Source organism: Acinetobacter sp. SA01 (assembly GCF_011319235.1).
Classification (GTDB): domain Bacteria; phylum Pseudomonadota; class Gammaproteobacteria; order Pseudomonadales; family Moraxellaceae; genus Acinetobacter.
This window is the reverse complement of the sequence record NZ_WXXM01000034.1, coordinates 1-10,458: the sequence shown is the minus strand read 5'-3', so window position 1 is coordinate 10,458 and position 10,458 is coordinate 1. Positions and strand designations below refer to the sequence as shown.

At 48.7% G+C, this 10,458-nt stretch carries 7 protein-coding genes and 2 pseudogenes; 6 read left to right on the top strand and 3 right to left on the bottom strand.

Going from position 1 to position 10,458, the window contains the following annotated elements:
- The 6 genes and pseudogenes from GTU69_RS16605 to GTU69_RS16580 all read left to right on the top strand — a co-directional run.
- Positions 1-93: pseudogene (locus GTU69_RS16605) on the top strand (formyltetrahydrofolate deformylase); the annotation flags it as partial.
- Positions 90-989, top strand: coding sequence for a bifunctional methylenetetrahydrofolate dehydrogenase/methenyltetrahydrofolate cyclohydrolase FolD (gene folD / locus GTU69_RS16600; protein ID WP_004704295.1), 900 nt, complete (start codon positions 90-92; stop codon positions 987-989). The pseudogene GTU69_RS16605 and the gene folD, both read left to right, overlap by 4 nt.
- Positions 990-1,027: 38 nt before the next feature.
- Complete coding sequence (locus GTU69_RS16595) at positions 1,028-2,266, top strand: FAD-dependent oxidoreductase (protein WP_004704294.1); 1,239 nt, start codon at positions 1,028-1,030, stop codon at positions 2,264-2,266.
- An 11-nt stretch (positions 2,267-2,277) separates the two neighbouring features.
- Positions 2,278-2,613: a sarcosine oxidase subunit delta gene (locus GTU69_RS16590; RefSeq protein ID WP_004704293.1), complete on the top strand. Its 336-nt coding sequence runs from the start codon at positions 2,278-2,280 to the stop codon at positions 2,611-2,613.
- The gene (locus GTU69_RS16585) at positions 2,610-5,522 is read left to right on the top strand and encodes a glycine cleavage T C-terminal barrel domain-containing protein (RefSeq protein WP_166172153.1); all 2,913 of its coding nucleotides are present in this window, start codon (positions 2,610-2,612) and stop codon (positions 5,520-5,522) included. Before GTU69_RS16590 ends, GTU69_RS16585 begins: the two co-directional genes overlap by 4 nt.
- Positions 5,523-5,524: 2 nt before the next feature.
- Positions 5,525-6,190 (top strand): sarcosine oxidase, encoded by a 666-nt coding sequence (locus tag GTU69_RS16580; protein WP_166172151.1) that lies wholly within the window; start codon positions 5,525-5,527, stop codon positions 6,188-6,190.
- A gap of 640 nt (positions 6,191-6,830) precedes the next feature.
- Here the strand turns inward: GTU69_RS16580 and GTU69_RS16575 are convergent.
- From GTU69_RS16575 to GTU69_RS16565, 3 genes and pseudogenes are all read right to left on the bottom strand, one after another.
- On the bottom strand, positions 6,831-8,144 hold the full coding sequence (locus GTU69_RS16575; protein WP_166172149.1) for an ammonium transporter: 1,314 nt from the start codon (positions 8,142-8,144) through the stop codon (positions 6,831-6,833).
- A gap of 415 nt (positions 8,145-8,559) precedes the next feature.
- Positions 8,560-9,873 (bottom strand): ammonium transporter, encoded by a 1,314-nt coding sequence (locus GTU69_RS16570; RefSeq protein ID WP_166172147.1) that lies wholly within the window; start codon positions 9,871-9,873, stop codon positions 8,560-8,562.
- Between the two features lie 299 nt (positions 9,874-10,172).
- A pseudogene (locus GTU69_RS16565) lies at positions 10,173-10,458 on the bottom strand (transposase); the annotation flags it as partial.

Sequence of the window (10,458 nt, the reverse complement as noted above, 5' to 3'; positions counted from 1 at the left end):
GATACCGAAACAGTCGCGCTGTCCAAAGCGGTGAAATACTTTGTCGAACACCGCGTATTCCTTAATGATGACCGTACGGTGGTATTTAAATGAACATAGCCATTCAAGAACATTCACAGCCGCTGATTATTGACGGCAAAGCAACTGCACAAACCGTTTTGGACGAGATCAAAAGCGAAGTGCAGCAGATGAAAGCGCAAGGTATTGAGCCTTGCCTTGCAGTAGTCCTGGTCGGAGATGATCCGGCCAGTCATGTCTATGTGCGCAACAAGGTTGAAAAAGCGCTGTATGTCGGCATCCGCTCACTGGAATACCGCATGTCAGCAGATACAGATGCTGACACGCTGCTGCAGAAAATTGATGAACTGAATGCAGATGCCACCGTGCATGGCATCCTGGTGCAGCTGCCGTTGCCGGCACATATTGATGAAACGGCGGTGTTGCAGCGCATTCATCCGCTTAAGGATGTTGACGGTTTCCACAGTGAAAATGTCGGCGGTCTGAGTCAGGGCCGTGAGGTGTTAACCCCATGCACACCAACCGGATGTATTCGCCTGCTGAAAGACACCTTGGGGCCGGATCTGTCCGGACTGCATGCTGTGGTGGTGGGTCGTTCCAACATTGTCGGCAAGCCGATGGCGGCGCTGTTATTAAAAGAAAGTTGCACCGTCAGCATTGTCCATTCACGCACCCAGAATATTCGCGACATTTGCAAAAATGCCGACATTCTGGTGGCAGCGGTCGGTAGGCCGAAAATGATCGATGCATCCTATTTAAAACCGGGTGCAGTGGTCATTGATGTGGGGATTAACCGCATTCAGGAAAACGGCAAAAACCGTCTGGTCGGAGATGTCGATTATGACGATGCGCTGTCTGTGGTCAAAGCCATCACGCCTGTTCCGGGCGGTGTCGGTCCCATGACCATTGCCTACCTGATGAAAAATACCCTTGATGCTGCGCGTATGCAGGCAAACATTTTTAAAAAATAAGCTAGCGGCATTGGAAAAGATGCCTTGGAGAAGAAATTATGCCACTTGGTTTGCTCAAATACGGATTAAGCAGTGAATATCCTGTTGAAGTTGATTTGCCTCCACCGAAGGAGCTGAAATCACACTATGACGTAGTGATTATTGGCGCTGGCGGTCATGGTTTGGCAATCGCATATTATCTTGCAAAATATCAAGGCATCACCAATGTTGCTGTGCTGGAAAAATCCTATCTTGGCGGTGGTAATACGGCGCGCAATACTGCGGTGATCCGTTCCAACTATCTGACCTCAGAAGGAGTGAAGTTCTATTCAGAATCGGTTGATTTATTTAAAAACCTGTCCAATGAATTTGACTTCAACATCATGTATTCAGAGCGCGGCCAGCTGACTTTGGCGCATACCGATTCTACTGTGCGTGCCTTCCGCCAGCGTGCCGAAGTGAACAAGCATTTTGGTGGTCGTACCGAAATGATTGACCGCCAGCAAATTAAGGAGCTGGTACCGTGTCTGAATCTTGATCCCGCGCATTTGCCTGTTCTGGCAGGACTCTGGCATATGGATGGTGCCACAGCACGGCATGATGCCGTGGCCTGGGGCTATGCCAAGGAAGCGGCGAAACGCGGCGTGGAAATCCACCAGCTGACTGAAGTACAGGATTTTGTGACTGAAAAAAACCAGGTCACGGCGGTAAAAACCAACCGTGGCAGCATCAAGTGTGGCTGCGTGGTACAGGCGATTGCCGGCGCTTCCAGCATTTTAATGAACAAGCTGCATATCAAGTCGCCGATTCATACCTTCCCGCTGCAAGCCATGGTGTCCCAGCCGTTTAAACCGTTTATCAATCCTTTGGTCAGTTCATCTGCTTTGCACTGCTATGTGCAGCAAACCAGCCGCGGTGAAATTGTCTTTGGTGGCGGTTCAGACCCTTATCCGCTGTACAACACCCGTTCTACCCTGGATTTAAAAGAAAGCCTGCTGGCTCATGCCATTGAAATGTTCCCGTTTATGGCCAATGTCAAACTCATGCGCCAATGGGCTGGCATGACCGACATGACGCCTGACTACAGCCCGATTATGGGCAAATCGCCTTATGACAATTATTACCTGGATGCAGGCTGGGGCACGTGGGGCTTTAAATCCACCCCGATCTGTGGCAAGACCATGGCGGAACTTGTGGCGACTGGCCGTACGCCGGATCTGATCAAGCCATTTGAATTGTCGCGTTTCAGCCGCTTCCAGCAAGTCAATGAAATGGGCGCCACTGCGGCGAGCCATTAAGGAGTAAACCCATGAAAATAATGATTTGTCCTTTAAATGGTCCAAGAAATATCAGTGAATTTAGTTATGGCGGCGAGCTGAAAACCATGCCGGACCAGAACACCTGCAGCAATGAAGAATGGGCAGATTATGTGTTCAATAAAAGCAATATTGCCGGTGTGGTACTGGAATGGTGGATGCATACCCCAAGCAGTTATTGGTTTATTGCCGAGCGCCATACAGTGAGCGATGAAATTCTGCGTACCTTTGATGCCAAGGAAATGTTTAGCCAGCGCATCGATTTTGAAAATCCGCCAGCTACAGAAAAAACAGCAGAACAGGCTGCTAAACAGGAGGTATCCGCATGAGCAATCTAGATTTAAACCGACTGCCTTTGCCGTATGGCATTTTGATTGACCGCAACCAGCCTGTGACTTTTCAGTTTGATCAGCAGACTTTTCAGGGCTATGCGGGCGACAGTATTGCCAGTGCCTTGATTGCCAATCAGCGCTGGATTATGTCGCGCTCTTTTAAATACCACCGTCCGCGTGCACCTTTAACCATGGCGGGACAAGATGCCAATACGCTGATTCAATTGCCGCAGGAGCCGAATGTACTGGCAGATAGCACCGAGATTGCAGCGCATCTGTCGGCAATGGGGCAAAACTATGCTGGCTCGTTAATGAAAGACAGCGATGCGTTTTTAGGCAAATTCTCAAAATTTATGCCTGTCGGCTTCTATTACCGCTCATTCTACAAGCCTAAAGGGGTCTGGAAGCTGTGGGAGACCATGATCCGTAAAAAAGCCGGGCTGGGGGTGCTGGATCTGAATTTTCAGCCTGAATACTATGACAAAGCCTATCTATTTACAGATATTGCCATTATTGGTGCCGGTCCGGCCGGCTTGCAGGCAGCGTTAACCGCCGCGAATGCCGGCATGAAAGTGTTGTTAATTGAACAGGATAAAATACTGGGTGGTAGCCTGCATTATGCGCGTTTTGATGCCGAGGGTAAAAAAGCCGCTGCATGTGCAGCCAAACTGATTGCGCAAGTAGAACAGCATGAAAACATTAGCGTGCTGAAACAAGCCATTTGTAATGCCTGGTTTACCGATCATTATTTACCGGTCATTCAAGGCAAGCGTATGTATAAAGTCCGTGCCAAGCAATGCATTGTGGCCAGCGGCAGTTTTGACCAGCCAGTGGTGTTCCGCAACAACGACTTGCCCGGTGTGCTGTTGACCAGTGCCGTACAGCGTCTGGTCAAACTGTATGGGGTACGGCCCGGCCAGAAAACGGTTATTTTAACCGGTAACGATGACGGCTATCTGGCCGCCCTAGATCTGGCCGAAGCCGGTATCTCTGTGGCCGCCCTAGTCGACATGCGCGCCGGTGCAGAAGATCCCGCTTTGCAAAAAGCGGTTGAACTGCACCACATTCCGGTCTATCTCAGCAGTACCGTGTATGAAGCCTTGCATAGCAAGGACATGCAGCATCTGACCGGAGTCGATATACGCAGTATTGTTGCAGAAGGCCAGGTGGGTACACACAGCAAGAAAATTGATTGTGATGTGCTGGCCATGTCATCCGGTTATATGCCGGTGTACCAGCTGCTGTGTCAAGCCGGTGCCAAACTGAACTATAACGACAAAAAGGCACAGTTCAGCATTTCCGGTTTACCTCAGGGATTGCACATTAGCGGCTCTGTTGCCGGTGTGCATCAGCTGGACAATGTTCTGCATGATGCAGTGCAAACCGCCACGGATGCAGTGAATGCCATTTTGGGCAATGCTGCTACAGCAGCGAAAAAACCTGTTGTCGAAGCAGCGGTGAATTTCCCATGGCCAATTTTCGCGCATCCTAAGGGCAAAGAATTTGTCGATTATGATGAAGACCTGCAAATCCGCGACATTATTAATGCCACCAAATCGGGCTACCGTGATGTACAGCTGGTCAAGCGTTTTTCTACTGTGGGTATGGGACCTTCTCAAGGCCGTCATTCAGCCTTGCCTACTGCGCGTCTCGTGGCAAAATATACAGACCGCACAGTGAGCGAAACCGGGGTGACGACCGCCCGTCCACCGTTCACTGCAGAAAAACTGGCGCATATTGCAGGACGCGGTTTTGATCCCTTCCGTCAAACCGCCATGCATCAACGCCATATTGAGGCCGGTGCACAAATGATGCCGGCAGGCAACTGGCAGCGTCCGGCCTATTATGGTGACGTCGCTGGCCGTTTGCAGCATATTGAAAACGAAGTGCGCAATGTACGTCAGAATGTCGGCATGATTGATGTCTCTACTTTAGGCGGATTAGATCTTCGCGGGCCTGACAGCGGCGAGTTCCTCAACCGATTATATACCTTTGGTTTTGTAAAATTACCGGTGGGAAAAACCCGTTATGCAGTCATGACTGCCGAAGATGGCGTGGTGATTGACGACGGTGTTGCCGGGCGTTTAAGTGAAAACCATTTTTATGTTACCGCAACCACCAGCGGGGTAGACCGCATTTACCAGCAAATGCTGAAATGGAATGCGCAGTGGCGCTTAAATGTCGATATCGCCAATGTCACGTCGGCATTTGCGGCGGTGAATATTGCTGGTCCGAATTCCCGCAAAGTGCTGCAAAAGGTCTGTCAGGATGTCGATTTCAGTGCAGCGGCATTTCCCTACCTGGGTTTGCGCACCGGAACCATCCAGGGCATTGCTGTGCGTATCTTGCGCGTTGGTTTTGTGGGCGAATTGGGCTATGAAATTCACTTCCCCGCACGCTATGGCGAGTTCATGTGGGATCTGCTGATGCTGGCGGGTCAAGAATTCTCAATGAAGCCTTTTGGGGTGGAAAGCCAGCGACTGCTGCGTCTGGAAAAGGGTCATATCATTATCAGTCAGGATACCGATGGCATGTCGCATCCTAAAGAAGTGGACTTAGGCTGGGCGGTGGCGAAAAGCAAGCCGTGGTTCGTGGGCAAGCGTTCCATTGCCATTTTGGAACAGCAGCCCATGAAACGCAAATTGGTGTCCTTTGTGCTGGACAAACAGCAACAGAAACCGCTGGAAGGCCACATTGTGCTGAATGGCGACAAAATTACAGGAAACGTAACTTCGTGTGAATATTCACCCACTCTGGACCAAATTATTGGCATGGCGTATGTCGGTATCGAGCAAAGCGCAGCGGGCCAACAGTTCCAGATTCGTGTGGAAAAAGGTGCAAGTGTCTATGCCACAGTAGTAAAAGCGCCTTTCTATGACCCTAATAATGCCCGTCAGGAGATCTGATCATGAGTATTTTGCCTAAAGCGGAACGCAGTCCCATTCAAAAAATCTGTGCGGCTTATCAGTCTTATGGCGCAGGACGCATGTTTCTTGCAGGCGGTAAGTCCCAGCACATTCAGCAATGTGCACTGGTGGATTTAACCAATATGCCACGCGTCGGTTTTCGGGGAATTGACAGTGCCAGCTATTTAGCTGCAGCAGGTTTTGCATTGCCGGATGCACCCAATCGGTTGTGTCATCAGGCCAATGGCAGCATTGTGGCACGGCTGTCTGCAACCGAATATTTGGTGCTAGGTGCAATGCAGGATTTTGGCGAAAGTGTAGTCGCACTGGAACAGAGCTGGGAGCTGAGTGACCGCGCCAACTATCTGCTGCCGCGTCAGGACAGCCATGCCTGGATTCAGCTAACCGGACAATCTGTGGCTTTTATCATGGCTAAGCTGTGTGCCGTCGATTTGTCCGCAGAAGCTTTTGCTGCAGGTCAGATTGCACAGACCTCGGTGGCGCGCATTAATACTGTGGTGATGAATGTCAGCGATGCCCAGGCGCCGAAATTCAATCTCTTGTGTGACCGGGCCTCTGCACTGTATTTGTGGAATGTCCTGCTGGATGCCATTGCAGAATTTGATGGTCAGGCTGTCGGTATTGACGGGCTGCTCAGCATGGCATAAATAACAATTCTGTTTTCCCCCAACTGTAATCCCCTGAATGGCTGTTAGCGTAAGCTGGCAGCCATTTGCTTTATGTGCTGGCATCAGGACAGCAATCAACCTTTATCATAACAGCGTGCAGACATCCATTGCCAGTGCTATGCTTTCAAACCTTTGTCATTTAGCCAAGTATCGTCTTGATCAATAAAAAATTTAAATGCTTCAAAGCGATAGGACGAAATTCGCCGTTTGTTCTTGTCACCATGGCTACATAATCACGCTACCCGATTTCTCTATAATAATGACCCTGTATAGAGAATTATCCTTATTATTTTTTGGGAATGTTCAGCAACCTATAGAAATGGAGCACTTGGCATTCGATCATACAATCTCAAAGATGTGCTCTGGGAAAATGATCGAAAGGAAGCCGTCAGCAAGCTATCTATCCCTGTTTTTCCCAGGAGAGAATGAGCGAGGAGCGTACCAGTTTAACCCGTTGACAGGGCACTCAGCAGTTAAAATCCGCAGATGGACAGTAGCGGGATTTAATCCGCAAAAGGCAGCATAGCCATGTATGCAAATGATGCAAAGCGATGTTTATCCCAAGCCGCCAATAAAAAAACAAGGGCCAAAGCCCTTGTTACTTGATTTTCCACGGCCTTTAATTATAGGCACGTTCGTTATGATCACTGACATCCAGGCCTTGTTGTTCCTGTTCTGCCGTGACACGTAGCCCCACAGTTTTATCAATGATTTTCAGCAAGATCCAGCTCAAGATGCCGACATAGGCAAAGGTCATCGCAATACTGGCCAGTTGTGCCAAGAATTGCGGGAGCAGGGAAATGCCTTCAACATTGCCGCCCAACTCGGGGATACAGAAAATACCGGTCAGCAGGCAGCCAACCATACCGCCAATGCCATGTAAGGAAAATACATCCAGCGCGTCATCTACACCGAGCTTTTTCTTTAGTATCATAATCGCGTAATAGCTGGCCATACTGGTGAGCAGGCCAATCACAATTGCACCAAAAGGGCCAACATAAGCGGCCGCCGGGGTAATGCCCACCAAGCCGCCAATGGCACCTGAAGCCAGACCAAAGGCAGTGACATGGCCGGAATACATTTTTTCAGCAAACATCCAGCCGACAATACCACCGCAGGTTGCCAGCATGGTGGTCATGAAAATCAGTGCGGCTGAAGAGTTGATGGCCAGAGCCGAACCCACGTTAAAACCGAACCAGCCGGCCCAGAGCAATGCTGCGCCAATCATCACAAATACCACATTGTGCGGCGGCATCGGCGTAGCAGGCCAGCCCTTGCGTTTGCCCACCACCATGGCACCAACAAATGCCGTGACCCCGGCTGCAATATGTACAGCAGTACCGCCGGCAAAGTCCAATACCCCCCAGTTATGGAATAGTGCGCCTTTGCCGCCCCACACCATATGGGCCATTGGGCCATAGACCAGTACTATCCACAGAGATGAAAAAATAACCGTTGCCCGGAATTTCATTCTTTCCGCAAAACCACCCAGTGCAATACACGGCGTGATCATGGCAAAGGTCATCAGGAACACAATCAAGATATATTCAGGAATGCCGCCTGCCAGACTTTCTGCCGTGATGCCTTTCAGCATCAGTTTATCCAGGCCACCGACAATGCTGTTCATGTTATAAACGCCCTCTTGCATATTGGTGGTATCGGTTGCCAGGCTATATACCCCGGCCACCCATAAAATGCCGACAATCCCGGCAATCGCAAAAAACTGGGTAAATAACGACAGGATATTTTTGGCGCGGACCATACCGCCATAAAACAGCGCAAGTCCTGGAATAAACATCAGCAGGACAATAACAATAGAAACCATGAGCCATACAGTGGCAGGTCCATCAATCGTTCCCTCAGCGGCGAAAACTGCGCTAGGCGACAGCAGTACACTCAGCATGAGTAACTTCTTCACATTGTTCATTATCATGAATTGCTCCTGAATCTCATGAATATGGATTTACATTAGCTTGACCATTTTTTTGGTGGGAATTGGTATTACTAAAGGGAATATTTCTTTCATGATTCAAGATGCAATTCTTATACCATTAGTCTTTAGTTAATAATTATTTTATTATTTTTCAATAATATATTTTTACTTAATTCGCAGTTAAACGATCTATCATAATCATTTTCAAGCTAGGGCGTCTATATCTCAAAAGAAGTAGTCCTTTAGCCATGGTCAGCTGTTTTCACCCCGGAAAAGCAGATGGGAATTGCCAGTCTCGGCATTGTACTTGCAAAAATAAAAGCAAATGCCCTGAAGCATTTGCTTGGTTAAATTGAAATATTTTAAATGCCCTAAAATGAAATTTTAATTTATCAACTGAAAGCGGGCTGCGGCGTTAATTGTTATATGCACGTTCGTTGTGATCGCTGACATCCAGACCGCGCTCTTCCTGTTCCGGGGTTGCACGTAAACCGATGGTCTTATCGACGAACTTCATAATCAGCCAGGTCAGCACGCCACAATAAATCACGGTAAGTACAATACTGCCTGCCTGTGCAGCCAACTGGTTCAGCAGGGAAATGTCGGCCACTTTGCCGCCCAGTTGCGGGATGCAGAAAATACCGGTGAGCATACAGCCGACCATGCCGCCTATGCCATGCAGGGCAAAGACATCCAGAGCATCATCAATCCCCATTTTATGCTTCAGCTTGGTCACGGCATAAAAACAGCAGATGGCGGTGATAAAGCCGATCGCCAACGCACCAAAAGGTCCGACATAAGCTGCTGCAGGGGTAATGCCCACCAATCCGCCAATCGCGCCTGAAGCCAGGCCCAAAGCCGTGACATGATGGGTATGCATTTTTTCAATCACCATCCAGCCTAAGATGCCGCCGCAGGTCGCTACCATGGTGGTCATCATGGCAATGGTGGCCGATGCATTTACCGCGAATGCAGAACCGACGTTAAAGCCGAACCAGCCTACCCATAAAAATGCTGCGCCGATCATGGTATAGACCACATTGTGTGGGGGAACGGGTGCAGCCGGCCAGCCTTTACGCTTGCCTAATACGATTGCACCGACTAAGGCGGCAACACCGGCATTAATATGCACCGCTGTACCGCCAGCAAAGTCCAGAACTCCCCAGGTGTGCATGATTGCCCCTTCACCGCCCCAGACCATATGGGTCATTGGTCCATATACCAAAACCAGCCATAGAGCAGAAAACAACACCACTGCACCAAACTTCATGCGTTCAGCAAAAGCACCTATGGCCAGACAGGGGGTAATGATTGCGAAGGTCATGCCAAAGATAATCAGAATATATTCAGGTACACCGCCCAGCAGAGTATTTTCATCAATACCCACCAGAAAGGCCTTATTTAAACTGCCGACAAAGCTGTAGAGATTGGTTACCCCCGCTTGCATATGGGTTTTGTCTGCACTCATGCTATAAACCACAGTCAGCCACAGTACACAAACCACGCCTGCCACGGCAAAAAACTGGGTATAAATGGACAGAATATTTTTGGCACGGACCATACCACCATAAAACAGCGCCAAGCCGGGAACAAACATCAGCAGTACCAGCAGTGTGGACAGCATCATCCATACGGTGGAGGCGCTATCCAGATCGGTTTCACCTGCAAAGGCCAAGCCAGGCAGCAGCAGGCTCGCTGCGACAATTCTTTTTAAATGATTTACCCACATAGGTTGTACTCCAGATTTTTTTACTAGGCTGTAAAGATCAATATCCCAAAATCAATGCGCTGCAATAATATATTCTTATTGGGAATATTTATTTATTTTTAAGCAAAGCAATTCTTATACCAGAGTTGAATTTTGATCTCTGCAACAGCGGAGGACTGTTGTCGTAAAGGAGGGGGCTGTTGAGATGGCGAAGGGGTAATAAGGGTAGGGCAAGATAAACTTTGATTACGCTACCGCACGGTTTTTGCGAAGCATATAAGCAAAAAAGATGGCAGTGCCACACTGCTGTCCCACAAATATCACAAGAAGAACCTCAATTGAGGTTCTTCTTGTTTTCGCCATTTTTTATCAGGCACAAAGAGTGACCTTAAAAGTTTCCTTTCAAATAAATTGACCTGAATAATTCGCAGTAAACGCTGAACACTCCATTCTTCTTGTGGCATGTGTTTAGCGAAGTTCACCAGTAAATAGGCGATTAATGCAATCCATATTTACGTTTGTATCGCATTGCGGCTTCGACCTAGAAATGACTTCAGTTTTAAATTCTGCTTGATGGCTTTAAAGAATAACTCAATCTTCCAGCGG